The following is a 20,049-nucleotide window of genomic DNA, read 5'->3' as shown; positions in this document are numbered from 1 at the left end:
TATGAGCCTTTTTTCGTTTTTAAATGTAGGGTTGTTTAACAGACTATGCTTGATCCCACACCAGTTCTTTGAAGTGTTTACGGCACATAGACTCGTATCTATCGTTGCCGCCGACTTCAACTTGAGCGCCTTCTTTCGCGGCATTTCCCTGCTCATCTAAGCGCACCACAAAGGTGGCTTTTCGCCCGCAATGGCAAATGGTTTTGAGCTCGATAAGTTTGTCAGCCCAAGCCATTAAATAGCGACTGCCTTCAAATGTTTCGCCCACAAAGTCGGTTCTAAGCCCATAAGCGAGAACGGGAATGTCTAAGTCATCAACCACAGATACGAGTTGTTGTACCTGTTGTTTATTTAAAAACTGGGCTTCATCGATAAATACGCAATCTAGCTTTTTGTCGCTGTTTAACTCTGATATTTGCTGATGTAAGTCGCTGGTGCCATTGAAAAGGTGAGCACTGGCTTCTAGGCCAATCCGCGATGCGACTTTGCCAATGCCAAAGCGGTCGTCCAAAGCGGCAGTGAATATTTCAGCGCGCATGCCACGCTCTTTGTAGTTATACGCAGATTGTAATAAAGATGTGGATTTGCCTGCATTCATTGCAGAGTAGTAAAAGTAAAGCTGGGCCATGAAACGCGGGATCCTGAAGTGCACCAAAACAATTTGGCGTTCGTTATTATTTTCAGGGTATGTTAGCGGATCTCGCCATCAAAGTAAGCTATTGAAAGGCTATTTTGTCGTTACTCGGTGACGGTTACATCCGTGACTGGGTTCTGCCATTCGATAAGCTGTTCATTAGGCATGGGTTTAGCAAAATAGTAGCCTTGTAAATAATCTACCCCCATTGCTTTCAGTGCTTGGGCCTGCTCTAGCGTTTCGACCCCTTCAGCGACCGTTTTACAGTTCAGCTCGCTGGCGATAAATAAGGTCGCGCGAATAATGGCTTCGCCGTTGTTCTCTATATTATCAACAAACGATTTATCGATTTTCACTTGGTTCACAGCCAATGATTGTAGTTGTGACAATGAAGAATAGCCGGTCCCAAAATCATCAATGGACACGAGTACATTGCGTTTTTGAATGGCTTCAAGCTGCTGCTTTATCTTCACTTTGTTGTCCACAAATACAGATTCTGTGATCTCTAAATGTAATCGTTCTGGGCTGAGTCCGCTGCTACGCAGTGCGTTATCCAAAGCACGAATAAAACTGTCATCCATGAGTTGAATAACGGACACATTGACCGATACTGCAGCGTTGTGGGCATGCTGCCATTGGCTGGCATCCATGCATGCTCTGTTGAGTACCCAAGCCCCCATTTCTTTAATCAACCCCGACTTCTCGGCTAAGGGTATAAATTCATCCGGCCCAATAAATCGACCAGCAAAATCCCACCTTAACAGGGCTTCAAATGAACAAAAGGTGCTGTCTTTTGCTGACACAATAGGTTGATAGCACAAATACAGTTGGCGTCGCTCTGTGGCCTGTTGCAGGCCTTCTAGAATAACCTGCGTATCGAGCACTTTTTGCTGAAGTTCATTGCTAAACAATGCGGGCGTGCGGTTTGTACTGGCCTTTTGCTCACACATCACTAGATCTGCAAATTGGATAAGTTCAGCAGCCTCGGTGCTATGTTCGGGGCACATGGCAATCCCCACAGTTGCCCCTAAATGTACGCTGTTATTGTTAACCGTAATCACCTGTGAAATACTGGTAATGATCGCACTGGCGATGGCTTGCGCGGTTTGCGCATCACTGTAGGGTAGTGCGACTAAAAACTCATCGCCGTTCCAACGCCCCAGCTTATTTTGATCGGCAAATGCGCCTATCCGTTTTGTGACTTCCTGCAGCACGCTGTCACCCATTTGGTGGCCCATGGTGTCGTTAATTTTTTTGAAACCATCAAGATCGATAAACAACAAAGCCAACTCACTATGACTCTGTGTTGCCCTAGCGGTTAATTTACTTAAAGTTTGGGTAAAGGATTTGCGGTTCATCAATTGGGTAAGCGGGTCAAGATATGACAGCTGCGCAATTTTCTCGGTGCGCTTACTGACTTGCTCTTCAAGGGTACTATTTACTGCGTTGAGTTTATCGTAGGCTTCGCTGAGCTCACGGTTTACCTTATCCAACTGATATTTTTCTTGGCGAAGTTGCTCACTCATCGCCATATTCATATTCTTAATATTGATGGAATCAAGGGTAAATTTGACCGCCTTGGAGTAGGAAAAAACCAAACCGATGCTGAACGTTAACCCCAATGCGCCAAGAATGACGCGATAGTCTTGGTCTGACATGAGCCCAAGAATAGAAATAGGCACTAACAAAATCAGTGCATAGGAAATAGAAATACGAGCGTTGGCGGCTAATACGGACTGCCCGCCGGCAGCCATGGAAGACAAGACAACGATCATGGTCGCAAACTCAAGTAGATTAACCTGATCGAAAGTTAATATGGGTAAGAAGGCCCACACAATGGCGGTGGCGATACAGCCAAAACCAAAACGCTGTTGCGCCGTTTCGCCATCAAAATCATTTCGCGGTTTGATTTTGCGTTGCCAGTAGATGCCATCAAATAAACGAAGCAGCAATACCACTTGCATGCATGCCCACCAAATTTGCTTAATTTCGCTGACTTCAGTGCCTAGAAAAGCAAATGCAAGTACGCTACTAGCTGCGAAAGTGATGGAGCAGGCAGCTCCAGTATTGCTATACAATAGTTTTGCGGCGTCTTGACTATTCAGTGCATGTAATTCGGCAGACGTATTGCTCACTCTCATCCTAAGTATGTTGGCTAATATTGAAGACTCAGTGTGCACAGCGCAGGTTAACCAAAAAGCGGCCATGCACATGTGCTGCTTTTAGGCTAATAATCTACCGTAATTTCATTGAAATAGTAACAATTACGTTACGGCATTGTAGATAAGTACTGGACCAATTTTTCACCAGCACTACGAATGTGCTGCTTGAGGATTGTATCGGCCAGTTCATACTGTTTTTCATTAATCGCATTTAGCAAAGCTTCGTGTTCTTGTTGACTATGGGAGAAATGATCCAAAGTAGTTTCTTGAAAGCCAATGTATCTGGCACACAACAAGTGCATTTGCGCCACCGTATCAAACAACACCGGGCGGCTAGCAGGTAGATATAAACAGCGATGAAATTGCCAGTTTAACTCTCCGTTTAACAACATATCGTCGGGGGAAGTTACTTGCAGTTGTTGCAATATATCCCGAGCTTTACCTAACGTTTGGAAGTTGATATTGCCCAAAGCGTGGTCGAATAACATAGGTTCGATCTGCAAACGCATTAAATATAAGTCCTCTGCATCGTTGGCGTTAAGCGGTCGCAACATAACACTGGATTTGCCATGAGCCACTAACCAACCTTCATTTTTCAAGCGTTGTAGTGCATCGCGTATGGGAATTCGACTCACCCCATATTGCTCAGCTAGCTCGGCCTGCTTAAGAGCGGTTTTTTCAGGCAACTTGCCGCATACAATATCCTGCTTCAACTGCTGATAAAGATTTTGTGTCTTTACATTATGCATAAGTGCTCATTATTTTTGCTGCTTAGCTTGTGTGTCAGATTTAGCTTTTACACTAAAAAGTAACGTCAGCATACCCATCACTAATCCCCAAAATGCAGATGAGATATCGAAAAATGCTACGCCCGATGCGGTCACCAAAAAAGTCAATACGGCCGCGTCACGATACTTAGGATCGTATACTGAGCTCACTATGCTTGCGCCTATTGTACCCAGTAAAGCAAGGCCAGCTAAGGTTGATATTAGCGCGCCTGGAAACGCCGCAAATAAACTGACCACCACGGTGGCGCCCAATCCAGCGACTATATTGAAGACACCCGCCGATATACCAGCAATGTAGCGCTTAGCGGGGTCGATATGGGCCTCTTCACTAGTACAAATAGCGGCGGTAATCGCCGCTAGGTTAAAGCTGAAACCACCAAACGGGGCTAGTACTAAATTGAGCGCCCCGCTGGTGGTGATAATAGGAGATATCGGTTGCTCGGTGTAACCACTGGCCTTTAAAACGGCCATGCCGGGCAAATTTTGCGAGGTCATAGTGACAATAAACAAGGGCAAGCCCACACCGATTAAGAGTGATACATCGAACGTTGGGGATACCCAAGCAGGTCTGGCTGCGGATACGTCTATCGCGCTCATATCAAACATACCCGTATACAAGGCGTACAACACGCCAGTGACTAAAACCAGCAAAATACTAAAGCGAGGAGCCACTCTTTTTGCGATAAAATAACTGAGTAACATGAGGCCAACGAGCATAGGCTCGAGGGTAAAAGAGCTAAAAATGGACAAGCCAAATTGCAGTAAGATTCCAGCTAACATGGCGTTGGCTAACGGCATAGGAATGCGTTTCGTCAGATTGTCGAACCATCCTGAGATACCCGTTATTAAGGTCAATAACGCCACAAACAGAAAGATCCCAATGGCATCTTCGATACTCACTCCCGCAAGGCTCGTCGCCAGCAATGCAGCGCCAGGTGTAGACCATACTATTATGATTGGCCGCCGATAGTACCAAGATAACCCCAAGCACCCAACGCCCATACCTATACCTAGCGCCCACACCCAACTCACAATCATGTCGTGGGTGGCACCAGCGGCTTGAGCGGCTTGAAATACAATGGCTACCGCACTGGCAAATCCTACTAAGACGGCAATAAAGCCAGCGCTGATGGCGGAAAAACTCAGATCGCGGAATAAACTTTTCATTTTGTATACTTTAGTAAATTTGTATACAAATTTAGCATGAGTGAAATATAAAAGAATAGAAAAACTTCTACCACATCGTGAATACGCGCAGCGCTTGGCTGCGCTTATTGCATCATTAGCGGTATTTCTTAGCGAGCAAAACCAGTAACAATGCCCCGATATACATAGTCACGCCATATACCCCAGGAGCAACAGCATAATCAGCTCGTTGCAAAAAAGTAATCGCGATGAGGATCGCCATGGCCGAATTTTGCACGCCCACTTCAATGCCCAGCGTAATGCTATCTCTAGGTGTAAATTTGAACAATAAACCCAAACCGATGCCCGTCATGATTGCCAGCAGGTTTAAGGTCAGTGCACTCGAGAAAACCGCTGCGAAAGAAGACGTCAGGGTATCCCTTTCTTGAATAACAATAGCAACAATCATGAGGAGTAAAAAGGCACTGGCTAAGTGACGAAAGAACGGCTCACAACGAAGGGCTTTTTCAGCAAAATAATGACGAATAATAATACCGATGATCACAGGTATTAAGGTAATAAATATTAGCCCTAGGGTGGTGGTAAGAAGAGAGAAAGATTGTTCTTCTTGCTGCCCAAATTGCATGATCGCAAACTGGATAATAAGCGGGGTAGTGAGCACGCAGATGAGTGAGCTAATAGCCGTTAAACTAACCGATAAAGCTAGGTTTGCCCTGGCTAATTGACTAATAATATTCGAACTGGTGCCACCTGGGCAGGCTGCTAGAATCATAATGCCAATGGCTAAATTAGGCGCTAAATCGAACACGATCGCCAGTGCGTAAGCCAGTGCGGGTAGCAGCATCATTTGGCCGAACAAGCCAACCACTATCGGCAACGGAGCGCGCCATAACTGCTGGAAGTCATTTCTGGTTAAGCTTAAGCCCATACCAAACATGATAAATGCCAAAACGAGGGGAGCTATGTATTGTGTTAAGTAGGATTCAGTCATTATTTATGTATTTCACTATTTTAATTAGACTTTAGGTATCAATGCTATTTACTCATCGATGAGGATTAGTGGTCAGTGGGAACGCTTGGGCGTAAACGGCTGGGTCTTTGTTTCAGGGCTCCCTTATAGCTGATATTCAGCACGAAGTTGTGTCATCAGCGCTTGGTTTGACGCAATAAAGGCATTTAACTGCTCAATAACATCTCGCCGTTTGATAGTAGACAAATGAAAGGTGACTGGGCCATGGGGCAAGCTTTTGGCTAGTCTTACCTTGCTCTGTTGCCCAGACTGGGCCAGTAAGTGGCTGGCAACATGAGATTCAATATCCGCACCGTCGACTCGGTCTTTGAGTACTAAATTAAGTGCTGCAATTGGGGTATCAACTTCTAATAAATGTAGGCGCTTTTGGGCTATGACTTCAAGCCAGTGTTCAGGCGTAAACCCATGGGGGACGGCGAGTGAGCTGAATTTTTCTATTGGGTTAAACTCGCGCTTTTCTAGCACGATAGTACCGCTGCTTGCAGTTATCAATGGCTCGCTTAACAGCTTATGAGAGTCAATTTTTTGGTGCAAAGATTGCCAACCGGCGTTATCAGGATAGACGAATGCTATATTTCCATCTGCAAGTTCACGCTGCAAACGTTTAATGGGATAGGCGCGATACTCAAATTGATGGCCGCTCTGCTTAGAGAAGGCTTCTAGAACGGCCCATGCATAGCCTTTGTCATCTGCTAGGTTGAAATTATAATGAGGGTAATAGTCGATGTCTTGGCAACCGACTATTAAGGTTTCTTGCTCGGAAGCGTGACTGTACCCAATCCAAAAAAGGAAGAGTAACATCCAAGGGCATTTGGTGTTTGGCAACATGCGTATCACCCGATTACTACACAACAGCAAGCTTTTAGCATAGTAGAAAAAGCGATAGTACGGGGTAAAACTAACGTTTACTAATTGTGTCACCTGTTCTAACTCATTTTTGCCAATACGCTAAGCGGCGCAATACGAGCAATATAGCGAAATAATGCCCAAGGCCATGTTGGAACAAAACTGCTATCGACTTCTTTTTCAATGGCCTTGACCATGGCTTTACAGCCGGTCTTGGTATCGACGATAAACGGCACCGTTTTCACTTTCTCATTTATCTCACTTTGAATAAACCCAGGGTGAATCGTGGTGACTTTAATGGGGGTGTTCATAACATCGATGCGAATACCTTCGGTCATTGAGGTAAGCGCGGCTTTAGTGGCTGCGTACACCGTCATCGCTCGGCGGGCACCGCGAACGGCGCTGACAGATGAAATCGTGACTAAGTGACCCGCATTTTGTTCACGGAAAATCTCCATGCTGACTTCACACTGTGCCAGCGCGGAAACAAAGTTAGTGATAGCCGTTTGCTTATTGGCATGAAAATACCCCGTGCCTACCGAGGCACCTTTGCCCATGCCTGCGTTAACTATTACTCTGTCTAGCGAGCCCATCTCTTCGGCAAACCCTTTTATTACCTCAAACACTTGTGCGTGATCGTCCACGTCTAAAGGGCGAATGAAAACATTGATATCAGGGTTAATCGCCAGTAATTCGGCTTTTAGTTCTTCTAGGCGCTCTACGCGGCGGGCACATAGACCTAAGTTTCGGCCCATTTTAGCAAATTCAATGGCCATGCCTTTTCCTAGGCCAGAACTAGCACCTGTAATGACGATATTCTTTCTTGTCATGTTAAATGTATCTCTTTTTAGTTTTTGTTAGCTTATTATTAGAAATCGTTATCGATCGTTATCGATCGTTATCAATCGTTATTTGTACGTGATGAGATGGCGGTTATGGCCCTCAAACGCGGAATGATCATTTAAACTTGATAATACCTGCCCGTGCTTGCTGACAATGATTTTAGTTACCCCCGCATTGACCAATGTCCAGTTCAAGTCCATCAAGTTATTCGCTGGGACCTTAAGTAGCATTTGACTCAAAAGGGCAATAGGGCCGCCTGAGCTGAATACGGCAATATGCTTCGCACCCGGTGCTTGTGCAACTGTACTTTGCAAGGCTTGCTGAATACGTTTCTGATAAGCGGACCATGACTCAGTATATTGCTCGGCAAAATCATCACTTATCCATCTGGAAAACGCTTTATCCACTAGGCTTTGCAATGCCTGGTTAGGCTTTTCCTGTTGAGACAGATAGCGTTTTACGCCATTTGGGGTAGCAAAGTCTCGATCGAGTTGCGCCAGAATATCTTGGTGATCATATTCATTCCAGTCTAAATTAACTGTCATATTAGCGACAATTGGCGCCGGCGCGTGCATGGCGTGCAAACAGGCTTCAGCCGTTTGTTGATGGCGCAGCATGCCGCCACGAAAGACGTTATCGAAAGAGATACCTTTTCGGGCTAAATCCGCACCCAAGTGAGTCGCTTGTTGTTGACCGACGTCAGACAAACAATCGTAGTCATCTTTGCCAAATGAGGCTTGCCCATGGCGGATCAAATAGATACTGGCCATTTAACGTTTTCCCTTTATCGCTTTGCGGCATTGCCACATCAAATAATGCACGAAAAACCAGATGTTCTTAAAGGCCGGGTTATTGGTTTGTTTAAGATGGTAACGATAATAAATTTGCTGGGCGATGGCTGCCAATCTAAACAGTCCGTACACCTCATAAAAAGCGAAGTTATCAACTTTAAAACCGGTTTTATCCAAATAGTAGTCGATGACTTCTTGACGTGAATACATACCGGGCAGGTGGGTAGGTTGACGACGCGTTGATTTGGCAAGTTTGTCATCATCCGCTTGTACCCAGTAGGCTAAACTGTTGCCCAAATCCATCAGTGGATCACCCAGTGTGGCGAGTTCCCAATCAAGTACACCAATAATACGTGTTGGCTCTTGGGCATCGAGCACTAGGTTGTCGAAGCGAAAGTCATTATGGGTTAGGCATATATGCTCGTCACTAGGGATGTTTGCTTTTAGCCAATCACAGATATAATTCGCTTTAGGGACGTTCCACGTGCGAGCTTTTTGATAACGACCAATCCAACCGTCAATTTGGCGTTGGGTATAACCTTCGCCCTTGGCAATATGGCTTAGCTCTGCTGCCTTGTAATCAACCTGATGTAATTCAATTAGGCTGTCTAAGGCGTTTTCGCATAGCTTTCGCGTGTCACTGGTGGATAGGTGTAAATCTTTGGGCATATTTTTGCGCGGAATGATGCCGTTAAGCTTTTCCATTACATAAAATTCAGTCCCTATGATTGACTCATCTTCACAGTGAGCGAGCATTTCCGGCACATATTGATATACCGGCTTTAAGGCGGCCTGCAGTTTATGTTCCCGGCCCATATCGTGAGCACCTTTGGCTTTGGTGCCAGCAGGGCCACGGCGCAAGATTACTTCTGTATCCACGCCTGTTGGGTTGCTATAGGCCAAGCAGTATGTCCAGTTTGATGCACCGCCGGCATACTGAGTCACCTTTGGCACGCCATTTAGTCCTGCAATTTGCTTGGCAAGCCAAGGTGAGAGGGACTCAATATTGAGCTCCTCGCCTTGGCGCACGGTGCCAGCTTGATCTATTTCTGATTGGGCATTCGCGGCTTTGCTGCTTGTCGTGTCGCTCATACTAGGTGTATTTCTTCAGTTCTAAGCGAGTTACCATGCCCATATGTACTTCATCAGGACCATCGGCTAAACGCAGCGCTCGGGCGCCGGCTGCAAATCGAGCCAGTGGGAAGTCACTGCACATGCCTGCACCTCCGTGCAGTTGTACTGACATATCAACCACGTCCTGCAACATTTTAGGCACAGCCACTTTTATTGCAGAAATCTCAGTCATGGCATTTTTAACGCCCACTTCGTCGATTTTCCACGCTGCATGGAGTGTCATTAAGCGCGCTTGATGAATGGCGATACGGGCTTGAGCGATACGTTCACCGTTACCACCGAGCTTAAGTAAAGGCTTCCCAAATGCGCTGCGGCTCATACTACGTTTCATGGCAAGTTCTAAGGCTTTTTCTGCTGCGCCAATCGAACGCATACAATGGTGAATTCGGCCCGGCCCTAAGCGGCCCTGTGCGATTGCAAAACCTTGACCTAACCCTACGAGTAAGTTTTCTTTTGGTACGCGAACATCAGTGAAGTGCATTTCACCGTGACCAGACGGCGCATCAAAATCACCATAGGCACTGAGCATGCGTTTAATTTCAATGCCTGGGGTATCAAGGGGCACAATCACCATACTGTGTTGGCTGTGCTTGTTATTCTCAGGGTTTGACAACGCCATGAAAATAGTCACTTTGGCATTCGGATGGCCTAAACCTGTTGACCACCACTTTTTGCCGTTAAGCACCAATTCATCGCCATCCACTTCTACTGTGGCTTGCATGTTCGTGGCATCAGATGAGGCAACATCTGGCTCGGTCATACCAAACACTGAGCGAATTTCGCCTGCCAGTAATGGCTTAAGCCATTGGTCTTTTTGCTGCTCGTTACCAAAATGGTAAAGCACTTCCATATTGCCCGTATCGGGTGCGTTGCAGTTGAAGATTTCAGAGGCGAATAACACACGCCCCATTTCTTCAGCTAAAGGTGCGTATTCTAATGTGGTCAGGCCTTGGCCTAACTCATCGTCTGGTAAGAATAAATTCCATAAACCGGCTTGTTGCGCTTTCTTTTTGAGTGGTTCGATAAAAGGATGCATCTGCCACTTTGTCCAGTCGCCGGTGGGGTTTAGTTCTTCCGTTTCACGATACATCTGCTCTTCTACTGGGTAAACATGTTCATCCATAAATGCTTTTACGCGGGCAATATAATCTTGAGTTTTTTCACTATGAGCAAAATCCATGATTTATCCTTACTGTTCGTTAATGTCTTACATTGTATGGGTGGAGCATAACGGTATTTTTAAATTGAATGAAATGAAAAATAGTACAGGTATACTATGAATACTATTCATTTTTTCTGGTGCGATTATGGCTGACGTTCACGCTCTTAAAAAGCTCGATCTGAACTTGTTAAAAGTTTTTGAAAGTTTGTATGTAGAACAGAATATGACACGTACCGCAGACGCTCTGCACATTACCCCCTCTGCGGTGAGCCATTCCATTAAGCGTTTACGCGAATGCCTAGGAGACCCATTATTTCAACGTAGTAACAATCGTATGCTGCCCACGCCAGCATGCCAACGAATGGCCCCGCTGATCATTGATAATCTGACCCGATTACGCCAAATAATGCAGCACTGGGGAGAGTTTCAGCCGTTAACCAGTGAGCACCATTTTAGAATTGGTATGCATTACGCGTTAGAGCCGAGCATCTTGCCAGCACTCACTGAGCGACTCGCTTTACTGGCACCGAAGGTGACATTTTCTAGCGTCAGGGTCGATCGCATTACCCTGACGCGTGATCTAGGCGCTGGTCATATCGATTTAGCTTTAGACGTTGCATTGCCGATAAAATCTCCTGTATTGCACCAAAAACTGATAGACGATGAATTTTGTGTCTTGGTGCGTAAAAACCATCCTTTGGGAGAGAGCCTGACCAAGGACGCTTATTTTAATGCCGAGCACATAGGGGTATCGAATCGTTCAAGTGGCGCATCGGTTGAGGACCTACTCTTTCAACAACAAGGTTTGTCACGCAAAGTCGTGATCCGTTGTCAGAACTATTGCTCTGCGAAGGGCATGGTGGCCTGCTCTAATCATTTACTGACGGTACCGCGCAGAATTGCTGAGCATCTTAAGCAAGATGATGTGCAAATGGTCAGTTTGCCCATCAACATAGCTGATATTTCCACGCACCTTTACTGGCATAAAAACACTGAACAGGATTCTGCTCTCTCATGGCTAAGAGCGTTATTTGACGGAATTTTTATAAATTAGGTGGTGTAAATAAGCCGCCGCTATTGCAGCGGCGGGTAGGTTAAATTCAATAAGGTGGTTAGTCGTCGTTGGTTGAGCCAATACGGTGAATGGTTAAATCGGCGCCGTTGTATTCTTCTTCTTCTGTTAAACGCAGCCCCGTGATGGTGTTAATTAAACCGTAAACAATCACCCCACCTATAAGTGCGACAAGAATACCGCCTATGGTGCCAATCACTTGGGCGGTGATACTGACGCCGCCCAATCCACCTAGACTTTCGCTGCCAAAAATACCCGCTGCGATACCGCCCCATGCACCACATAGACCGTGCAATGGCCAAACACCTAGCACATCATCTAATTTTTTACTTTTTTGAACAAAAGTAAATAAGGTGACAAATAGCCAACCTGCTACCACACCAATGGCTAGCGCACCAATAGGATGCACAATATCCGAGCCCGCACAGATAGCCACTAGGCCGGCAAGGGGGCCGTTGTGAACAAAACCGGGATCATTTTTGCCAAATAACCAAGCGGCAATAATACCACCGGCCATGGCCATAAGGGAGTTCATGGCTACTAATCCGCTGATGCCATCAAGGGTTTGTGCTGACATGACATTAAAGCCAAACCAACCGATACATAAAATCCATGTTCCGAGTGCAAGAAACGGAATGTTAGACGGGGCAAAGGCGATGAGCTTTTTGTCTTTAACCCGGCCATTACGCAAACCTAAGAAATACACCGCCACTAGGGCTAACCAACCGCCGATACCGTGTACAACAACTGAGCCTGCAAAGTCATGGAATGGGGCGCCAGTCGTTTGCTCTATCCAGTCTTGCACGCCGTAATTGCCGTTCCACACTATGCCCTCAAAGAAGGGATACACCAAGGCAACGATGACGGCAGATGCGAGTAAGAAAGGGTTAAACTTGGCACGCTCAGCGATACCCCCAGAAATAATGGCGGGAATGGCAGCAGCAAACGTCATCAAGAAGAAAAACTTAACTAGGTCGTAACCATTGTTGGCGGTCAGCTCGCTTGCGCTGCTATAAAATGTGGTGTCGTACGCGACCCAATAACCAATGAAAAAGTAAGCAACACAAGACACACCAAAATCCGTGATGATCTTAACTAATGCGTTGACCTGATTTTTGTGGCGTACGGTACCAACTTCTAAAAAAGCAAAGCCTGCGTGCATGGCAAAAACCATGATGGCGCCGATGAGTAAAAAATAAGTATTAGAACTTTGCACTAATAACTCGGTGGCGCTTGTGACATCTTGCATGTGATATATCTCTGTGTGTCGAATAAATGTTACAGCGAGGTAAATTTCGCGCTCTACCTAATGTTTGCAACGGCTATTTTGTATTCGTTTTTGGTTGCTCAGCTTCGCCTTATATACCCATCTAGGACTTGCTGTGGCAGAATCATACCTTGCGTAACCTAAAGTTTGCATTCGCTATATAGAATTAAAGTACATAGCTCATAAAAATTTAACATTGTGTTTAAAACTAAAGGCTAGTTGTTATTCAAAGTGACTATGTATTACTTGGGTGACATACGAAGTTATGTTTCGAACAGCCTTGAAAGGAGGGTATTCGATAGTCTGAATTTCGATACCTTACTTCCCGAACTTAACAACACTTATAGAGTAAGATAAGTGTTTACTGCTTTGCGAGATAAATCATGAAAAATGATCTTTTAGACCGATTCACAGGCTACTTTGTGGGTTGTTTGTGTGTATTTTTTGCTGCAAACAGCGCGGCAATTGAACTGACTGAAGCTGAGCTCCAGCCTAGTGTTCTAAGCGCTAAGCAACATGAATTGCTTGTTAGCCAGTTACAAAAAGAAGACACGATTCGGGTAATAGTCGAACTTAACCTTGCGACGAACCACGGGGCATCCGCGCTACAATCTGATTCCGAAGGAGCCACCACTGAAACGTCCGCAGAGGCGCAGGAGCAGGCCAATGAGCAATTTGCCTTGCAAGCGATTGCCAGCGCACAAGCTAACTTGCAAGCAACGCTCAATCAATCAGGCGCGGTACTCAAACACAGCTTTACTCACATGCCTTTGGTTGTGTATGACATAGATACTAAAGCCCTGAGTGTGTTAGAAAAATCATCCCAAGTTAAGAGTATTCAAATAGACCAAATTCGTCAGCCTTCGTTGGCACAAAGCACCGATATTATCGGCACTGAAAACGCTTATGAAATAGGAGCAACTGGAGCGGGGCAGACGGTGGCTGTGCTTGATTCAGGTGTTGAATCTGATCACCCTTTTTTAAGCGCTAAAGTAGTGTCAGAAGCATGTTTTTCTACTAATCGCAGTTCGGGCTTTTCTGATTCAGTTTGCCCAAGTGGTAATAATGATGAAGTAGCCCAAGGCGCAGCACAAGCCTGTGATTTCAGTGGTTGTTATCACGGGACCCACGTGGCTGGTATCGTTGCAGGCAGCAGCGAAAACCTGCATGGGGTGGCAAAAGACGCTGACATTATTGCTATTCAGGTGTTCTCGAAAATATTAGACAATGATTATTGTAGCGGTAGTCCGCCTTGTTTAGGCGCTTATGACTCCGACGTTATTCAAGGGTTAGAGCGGGTTTACACCCTGCGTAACACCTATTCGATCCCTGCTGTGAACATCAGTTTAGGCGCTGGTGGCTATTTAACGCAAAGTACATGTGACTCAGCCAATCGCAGTTATGCTAGCGCGGTCAGTAAGTTGAATGATGCGGGGATCGCTGTTGTTATCGCCTCAGGTAATAACGGCTACGGCAATAAAATCAGTGCGCCAGGTTGCGTGAGTAATGCCGTTAGCGTCGGTGCCACAACTGACAGTGATGGTTTGGCTTGGTTTACCAACAAAGCTGACTTTCTTACTCTACTTGCACCAGGCACCAGTATTCAATCATCTGTTCTAGGTGGCAAATACGGTTCTGCGCAAGGCACTTCGATGGCAGCTCCCCATGTTGCGGGCGCCTTTGCAGCGCTGGCTTCTCTAGAAAATACACCAGATAAAACGCAAATTTTAAGTGCTTTATTGAACACAGCTAAAGCAGTCGATTCCGGTTCATTGACGTTTGGACGCATCGCTATTGGGGCGGCGGCCGAAAACTTAATGCCACAGCCTGAAATAGACCAGCAGCTCAGCATTCGAATCAGTGTCGATAACTCAGAAGAGCTATATTTTAATGGTGTGTTGTTAGGTGGGTCCAGCGATTGGAAAACCAGTAAGTTATATAACGTAAATGTGACTCAGGTGGATAACGTTTTAGCGGTGAAAGCGATGGATGTTGACGGCTTGGCCGCATTAATAGCCCAGTTAGATCTTGATGGACAGCCATTTTACAGTGATGAAAACTGGAAAGTGTCCACTGAATTTGTTGACGGATGGCAGCAAACTGATTTCGATGATAGTCAGTGGCAAGCGGCCAGCACCTATGGTTACTACGGCGTATGGCCATGGTATAAAAAAGTAAAATGGTGGCCAAGCAACAGCCAAGCACAGTGGCTTTGGTCAGATGCGCGTTATGACGACAACACTGTGTATTTTCGTTATCACATCACGGCAAGTGACGAACCGGCGCCTGAGCCTGTCATCATCAACGCCCAAGCATTAGTTGCAGGTCAGGTGGGTGAAGCTTACTCCGTGACTTTAAGCGCCAGTGGTGGCAGCGAATCATTCGTATGGTCTGTGGTTAGTGGGGGCTTACCCAGCGGATTGTCGCTAGATGAGCAAAGTGGCGAGTTAGCAGGCACACCCAATGCCGCAGGCGAGTTTGTATTCACGGTTGAGGCAACTGATACCACTGGAGAGCAAGCTCAGCTGGAGCTGAATTTGTCTATTGCTGCAGCGCCCATGACCTCTGAGACGGCGACGATTACTATTTCAGTTGATAATTTCGAGGATACCTATTTTAACGGGGTGTTCTTAGGCTCGTCTACAAACTGGATGTACGCTAAAAGTTATACCGTTGAACTCGTTTCTGGTCGCAATGTACTGGCTGTTAAAGCGCAAGATGTTGACGGCATAGCGGCGCTTATTGCCAAAATAGAGACTGAGCAAGGGGTTATTGTTAGTGACAGCGATTGGAAAATTTCAACTCAAACTTTAGAAGGATGGAACAGCCAAGACTTTGATGATAGTAGCTGGGATAACGCCACTGCTTACGGGGCGTATGGTGCTCAGCCTTGGCGTTCACGGGTAAGCCGGTTGAATGGCTCCGCTGGTGCCAAGTGGATTTGGTCAGCAGATAATGATCTAGATAATTTGGTGTATTTCAGACTGGTCATTGAGCGTCCGTAAATTAGCGCGGTTATCGAACTGCATCGACAAACTATTTTAACAAGCTACATTAGCAAAGCGTATAAAGCCGAACCTAGTGAAAACGAGTTCGGCTTTTTTTTGCTTAGGTGTAACAGCCTAGGTTTGATTTATCACCGTTCCCACCTTCATTCCTCTAGACTTTTTGGTTTACTGACTGCCCAAGTCAGAAAAATGACACCTGACGTTAGTGAGGTGACTTTTTATTCATCAGTCAGAATGTAACATTATGAATATAAAGAAAATTATTACCTTGGCATAATCTCTGCTGAGTAGTGCTATCTGATTCATCGTTAACTGCGCCGCAAGGCTAGCACTAGGTTCTTTCATGATAGGTTCTACCCTTATACAACTCGCCCAAAATAGCCAACAACGCGTTGAGCACACCCCTAAGTCAAAAATCGGCTCAGCCTCAATATTGCAGCGATTGTTACCTCAGTTATGCGTAACAGATGTTCGCGTACGATACCAAGCCATTACGGGTCTTGATTACTATATGCGTGAAGAGACCGAGCGCCTACTAGAGCGAATCGAAACCCACTGTGAGATGATGCAAGACACCGTAATGGCTCACGCTCCAGTGATAACGAATGAAGGTTCAGTGATAACGAATAAAGAGTCAGTGACAACAAATATCAATACCGATCATCAGCCCCATTTCACGCTTAGGTTTGTGGGTAATAAATGTCAACTTGAAGGGCAATATCCTCGCGATTTGCAGAACAAGCTTAACCAAGATACGTGGTTACTTGATGCATTTAGCTGGCTGATGCCAAACTATTTAACGTTAGTGCATTCATTGGAGTTGGTTAAATTTTCATATGCTTATCAACGCAGCCGTTCAAAAGCTGCACACGCGTACGCGCACTTTAATGATGAAAACAACGGCTTGCACCTAGAGGTGAAAGTTGAAGCCGGCAAAGCTCAGTGGCATGTTTTATCTGCGCTGCATAGGTTTCATCTGTAAGCGGCTGCAGCCCGTAAATGTGTGAGACTGTTGCCTATACAAGAAAGACTAAAATTCAAATTCTAGCGAAGCACGCAAGGTATGGTCTTTACTATCGCCATTCAAACCTGCGATAAAGCCTAATTCCCATTTGATCTGCTTTTGCGCTTCGAAACGATGTATCCCCATAAATGAGGGGCCAAGCCCAACAAAATCTTCGGCTGTGTATAACTCAATCGCCGGCTGAATTTCGGGGATAAATCGATAGCGATACTGCAATCTAAACTCAGAATGAAATGAGTTGTCTACTAAATTGCCAAACTTATACACCATCAGGTAGTTACTGGTAACGCTTGAGCGGCCAAACTCCTTTTCTACTAATATGCCTGTAGTAAATTCCCAGCTGTCTTCTTGATGTTCTTTTTCTATCTCGAACAAAGCACCCCAGTCAGCGAAGTACTTACCTTGTTCGGTAAGCATCCATCTGGCTTCTAATTCATATGCGACTAATCCGAACTCGTCTGTTTCGTCACGATCACCTACAAGGTAGGCTTGAAGCGTGAGGCGGTTGTCAATCGAATGACCGAATGACACACGCTGTACTAACGCATTACCCTCATCGTTTTGACGAGACATTATTCGCCACTCAAACTCCTGCTCTAAGGGCAGCACATAAGGGTGGTAAATCTTATCTACCACGTTATTTGATCGGCGCTCTTGAGCTGCGGCTATGCCAGATATCAGCATAGTGACAGCGAAAATGAGCAAAGACTGACGGGAGATCATGTTTGGTTCTCCAAATTTGAAATCTTATGGCGCTGAGAAGATAGTCGAATCGCCCGGCTCACAAAGGGCAGTAATAGCGCAAAAAACAAGGTTGATAAGTAGTAGCTGCTCGGTGCCGCCTCGTAACCGATTAGCACTTTCAATAAGTGCCCATATTCGCTTTCATCTGAAACAAATGCGCTCATATTCCACAGAGGGCCAGGGTCAGCCAACCAATCGATTTGCTGTAATAGCAACACCACGTTGGCCACTTGTCCGGCAATAAATAACGAAAATGAGAGTCGTACTAAGTACAGTCTTTTTACACCGCCTAAGACAACGTCTAATAATATAGCCACGCTGATGCAAATACCTAAGCCTAGGGTTGTGCCAAGTACGATAGGTATCAATGCGTCTTTTTGAAACCAGAACCCCACTACAAAAACCGAAAACTCAGCACTTCGTGGCACAACAAATATTGCTACAACCACACCCGCGAGCCAAAATGCGCCGCTGCGATTGTTGATGACTAACCAGGCTGACATCAAGTAAGCACAGATAAGCGTCAAACTCTTTAGCAATTCATAACCCGCTCCAAAAGCCCATTGACTGATGATGTGTTGATTCAACACCACCACAGCGGCCAATAAAATACCTACTGCGAAACCGAGGGACAATTGTATCCAAGGCGTTCCCACATAAACCCGCAGCAAGCTTAATAAAACAAAAATGGGCAACGCATCTCGAAGAAAAAGGATGACGGTATTAATAAGCATTTGCATACGCCTCTGGCGATATCACTATGACCTTACCCACCGCGCTTGAAGGATGAAACTCTCCGAAAAAATGGTATTCGCCTTCTTCTAAAGGACCTATGTAAACATTGGCCTTGGCATTACCAAAAACGACTTTTTCACGGTTAAGCTCGAAGCTGTCTATTTCTTCGGGAGTGGGATCTTGATTGATAAACACTAACTTTATCTTTTGACCGGAAGGGACAAGCACTTCGGATGGATAAAATAAATGATCCCGAATGGTGATGGTTATCTCAGGCAGGGCAAAAGCGGATGCCGAATAGATGAGCAGTATGATGGTTAAGCAATATCTATACTTTTGCACTGCTTACCTCTTCTTTTCGGGTTTTAGGTAGATGAACTTGCACCGATAAGCCACCTAACTCTGAACGCTGCAAATGCAAAGAGCCGTGATGTAAATTAACAATCTGCTTTACTATCGCTAAGCCTAAACCAATACCTTGCGCTTTTTGCGCCATATGTTTGTTAGAACGATAAAAACGCTCCAACACTTTGGCATATTCATTATCGTTAAGCCCACTGCCGGAGTCGTCCACTTGTATCAGCACATCATCCTCATCTTGTTGCACGATGACCTGAATTTTCCCTTTAATAGGTGCATATTTATGGGCATTACCAATCAGGTTTTGCATGAGTGTCAGCAGGGCAAATTCACTGCTTGGTATAAGTTGGGGCTTACCAATCAACTCAATGGTTTGATGTCTGTTGTCAATGCTGGTGTACATTTCTGAAATCACATTTTGCGCAATGTGATGAGCATCTATTTGCGTACTGTTTGCTTCAAAATACTCGGGATTGGTTCGACTCAGCAAGAGTATTTGATTGATCGCGTGGATCATGCGATCCGTATCTTCGTGGAGTTTGTCTATACGTTGAACATAGCTGTCGCTGGTGGTTTCTTTACGCAAATTATGTAAATTGATTTTCAGTACACTTAAAGGGGTGCGCAGTTCGTGAGCCGCATTAGACGCAAACTGCTGCTCTCGCTCAAAGGCTGCTTGTAGTCGGCTTAATAATGAATTGAGTGTATTGACCATGGGCACTAATTCAATTGCTGGTTCTTGCAAAATCAAGGGTGAAAAATTTCGAGTAGAGCGTCGCTGTAACGCATCTGATAGGCTGCGCAATGGTCTAAGGCCCCTATTGACAGCGAAATAGATAATGACCGCCAGCAACGGGATCGTCATGATAATAGGCGCCATCGCTGAAATGATCATTTTGTCAGCCAGTTCAAAGCGGTTCTGTAGCGGCTGAGCTACCATGACCCAAGTGCGCGCATCATTGAGCATGTGTGAATAGACACGCCAGCGTTTGCCAGAAAAATTCTTATCGCTAAAGCCAGACTTAAACCTGCCAATGCTATGTTGAGGGGTGTTTGTTGAACGTGTAGTCAGGTGCTTTTCTTGCCACAATTGCACTGCTATTTGCTCACCAGCATCAAATGTTTCATTGCGCTGTAATGCGAAAACATGCGTAAAACTCTTGGCTAACGCCATTAACTCGGCATCAAATAGCTCAGAGGATTTATGCATGCTCGAGCGATATCCTTGCAATGCAGCGCTGAAGCTAATCAATATTAATAAGGCGATGAGTAAAAGGGTGAGTTGACGGCGAATGGAGCGCAT

General features: G+C 45.5%; 18 protein-coding genes. 3 read left to right on the top strand and 15 right to left on the bottom strand.

Translation table 11 applies throughout. The annotated features are described in order from the left end of the window. Positions 1-43 precede the first annotated feature (43 nt). The 10 genes from GMES_RS01540 to GMES_RS01495 form a co-directional block, all read right to left on the bottom strand. A complete protein-coding gene (locus GMES_RS01540) occupies positions 44-628 on the bottom strand; it encodes a thymidine kinase (RefSeq protein WP_006990785.1) in 585 nt (194 codons plus the stop codon). A gap of 110 nt (positions 629-738) precedes the next feature. Continuing rightward, positions 739-2,769, bottom strand: a complete 2,031-nt coding sequence (locus tag GMES_RS01535; RefSeq protein ID WP_033186650.1) for a putative bifunctional diguanylate cyclase/phosphodiesterase — start codon at positions 2,767-2,769, stop codon at positions 739-741. Positions 2,770-2,903: 134 nt separating this feature from the next. Further along, the gene (locus tag GMES_RS01530; protein WP_006990783.1) at positions 2,904-3,545 is read right to left on the bottom strand and encodes a GntR family transcriptional regulator; all 642 of its coding nucleotides are present in this window, start codon (positions 3,543-3,545) and stop codon (positions 2,904-2,906) included. A gap of 9 nt (positions 3,546-3,554) precedes the next feature. Next, entirely contained in the window at positions 3,555-4,751 is a 1,197-nt protein-coding gene (locus GMES_RS01525; protein ID WP_006990782.1) for a benzoate/H(+) symporter BenE family transporter, read from the bottom strand. A 115-nt stretch (positions 4,752-4,866) separates the two neighbouring features. Next, on the bottom strand, positions 4,867-5,721 hold the full coding sequence (locus tag GMES_RS01520; RefSeq protein WP_039986216.1) for a bile acid:sodium symporter family protein: 855 nt from the start codon (positions 5,719-5,721) through the stop codon (positions 4,867-4,869). Between the two features lie 123 nt (positions 5,722-5,844). Then, on the bottom strand, positions 5,845-6,681 hold the full coding sequence (locus GMES_RS01515) for a substrate-binding periplasmic protein (protein ID WP_006990780.1): 837 nt from the start codon (positions 6,679-6,681) through the stop codon (positions 5,845-5,847). Between the two features lie 5 nt (positions 6,682-6,686). Then, positions 6,687-7,436 carry an SDR family oxidoreductase gene (locus GMES_RS01510; protein WP_006990779.1) on the bottom strand — a complete coding sequence of 250 codons (750 nt, stop codon included), beginning with the start codon at positions 7,434-7,436 and terminating at the stop codon, positions 6,687-6,689. A 78-nt stretch (positions 7,437-7,514) separates the two neighbouring features. Continuing rightward, complete coding sequence (locus tag GMES_RS01505) at positions 7,515-8,219, bottom strand: histidine phosphatase family protein (RefSeq protein WP_006990778.1); 705 nt, start codon at positions 8,217-8,219, stop codon at positions 7,515-7,517. Next, positions 8,220-9,332, bottom strand: coding sequence for a phosphotransferase family protein (locus GMES_RS01500; RefSeq protein WP_006990777.1), 1,113 nt, complete (start codon positions 9,330-9,332; stop codon positions 8,220-8,222). Between the two features lies 1 nt (position 9,333). Then, positions 9,334-10,554 carry an acyl-CoA dehydrogenase family protein gene (locus GMES_RS01495; RefSeq protein WP_006990776.1) on the bottom strand — a complete coding sequence of 407 codons (1,221 nt, stop codon included), beginning with the start codon at positions 10,552-10,554 and terminating at the stop codon, positions 9,334-9,336. 127 nt (positions 10,555-10,681) lie between these two features. Between GMES_RS01495 and GMES_RS01490 the strand changes: the two genes are divergently transcribed. Continuing rightward, positions 10,682-11,590 carry a LysR family transcriptional regulator gene (locus GMES_RS01490; RefSeq protein WP_006990775.1) on the top strand — a complete coding sequence of 303 codons (909 nt, stop codon included), beginning with the start codon at positions 10,682-10,684 and terminating at the stop codon, positions 11,588-11,590. A 58-nt stretch (positions 11,591-11,648) separates the two neighbouring features. On the opposite strand, the gene GMES_RS01485 is transcribed toward GMES_RS01490, so the two are convergent. After that, positions 11,649-12,857 (bottom strand): ammonium transporter, encoded by a 1,209-nt coding sequence (locus GMES_RS01485; RefSeq protein WP_006990774.1) that lies wholly within the window; start codon positions 12,855-12,857, stop codon positions 11,649-11,651. Positions 12,858-13,258: 401 nt separating this feature from the next. Here GMES_RS01485 and GMES_RS01480 point away from each other — a divergent pair, with 401 nt between their 5' ends. Further along, positions 13,259-15,880 (top strand): S8 family serine peptidase, encoded by a 2,622-nt coding sequence (locus GMES_RS01480; protein ID WP_006990773.1) that lies wholly within the window; start codon positions 13,259-13,261, stop codon positions 15,878-15,880. A 346-nt stretch (positions 15,881-16,226) separates the two neighbouring features. Then, positions 16,227-16,865: a hypothetical protein gene (locus GMES_RS01475; protein WP_006990772.1), complete on the top strand. Its 639-nt coding sequence runs from the start codon at positions 16,227-16,229 to the stop codon at positions 16,863-16,865. A gap of 48 nt (positions 16,866-16,913) precedes the next feature. On the opposite strand, the gene GMES_RS01470 is transcribed toward GMES_RS01475, so the two are convergent. From GMES_RS01470 to GMES_RS01455, 4 genes are read right to left on the bottom strand one after another with little or no spacing between them, the layout of a single operon-like run. Further along, a complete protein-coding gene (locus GMES_RS01470; RefSeq protein ID WP_006990771.1) occupies positions 16,914-17,630 on the bottom strand; it encodes a hypothetical protein in 717 nt (238 codons plus the stop codon). Then, positions 17,627-18,385 carry a hypothetical protein gene (locus tag GMES_RS01465; protein ID WP_006990770.1) on the bottom strand — a complete coding sequence of 253 codons (759 nt, stop codon included), beginning with the start codon at positions 18,383-18,385 and terminating at the stop codon, positions 17,627-17,629. The genes GMES_RS01470 and GMES_RS01465 overlap by 4 nt, the downstream gene beginning before the upstream one ends. After that, complete coding sequence (locus GMES_RS01460) at positions 18,375-18,728, bottom strand: cupredoxin domain-containing protein (protein ID WP_033186509.1); 354 nt, start codon at positions 18,726-18,728, stop codon at positions 18,375-18,377. The genes GMES_RS01465 and GMES_RS01460 overlap by 11 nt, the downstream gene beginning before the upstream one ends. After that, a complete protein-coding gene (locus GMES_RS01455) occupies positions 18,715-20,049 on the bottom strand; it encodes an ATP-binding protein (RefSeq protein ID WP_006990768.1) in 1,335 nt (444 codons plus the stop codon). The genes GMES_RS01460 and GMES_RS01455 overlap by 14 nt, the downstream gene beginning before the upstream one ends.

The sequence above is a fragment of the Paraglaciecola mesophila KMM 241 genome (assembly GCF_000315015.1).
Classification (GTDB): Bacteria; Pseudomonadota; Gammaproteobacteria; order Enterobacterales; family Alteromonadaceae; genus Paraglaciecola; species Paraglaciecola mesophila.
This window is presented reverse-complemented; position numbering and strand designations above follow the sequence as displayed.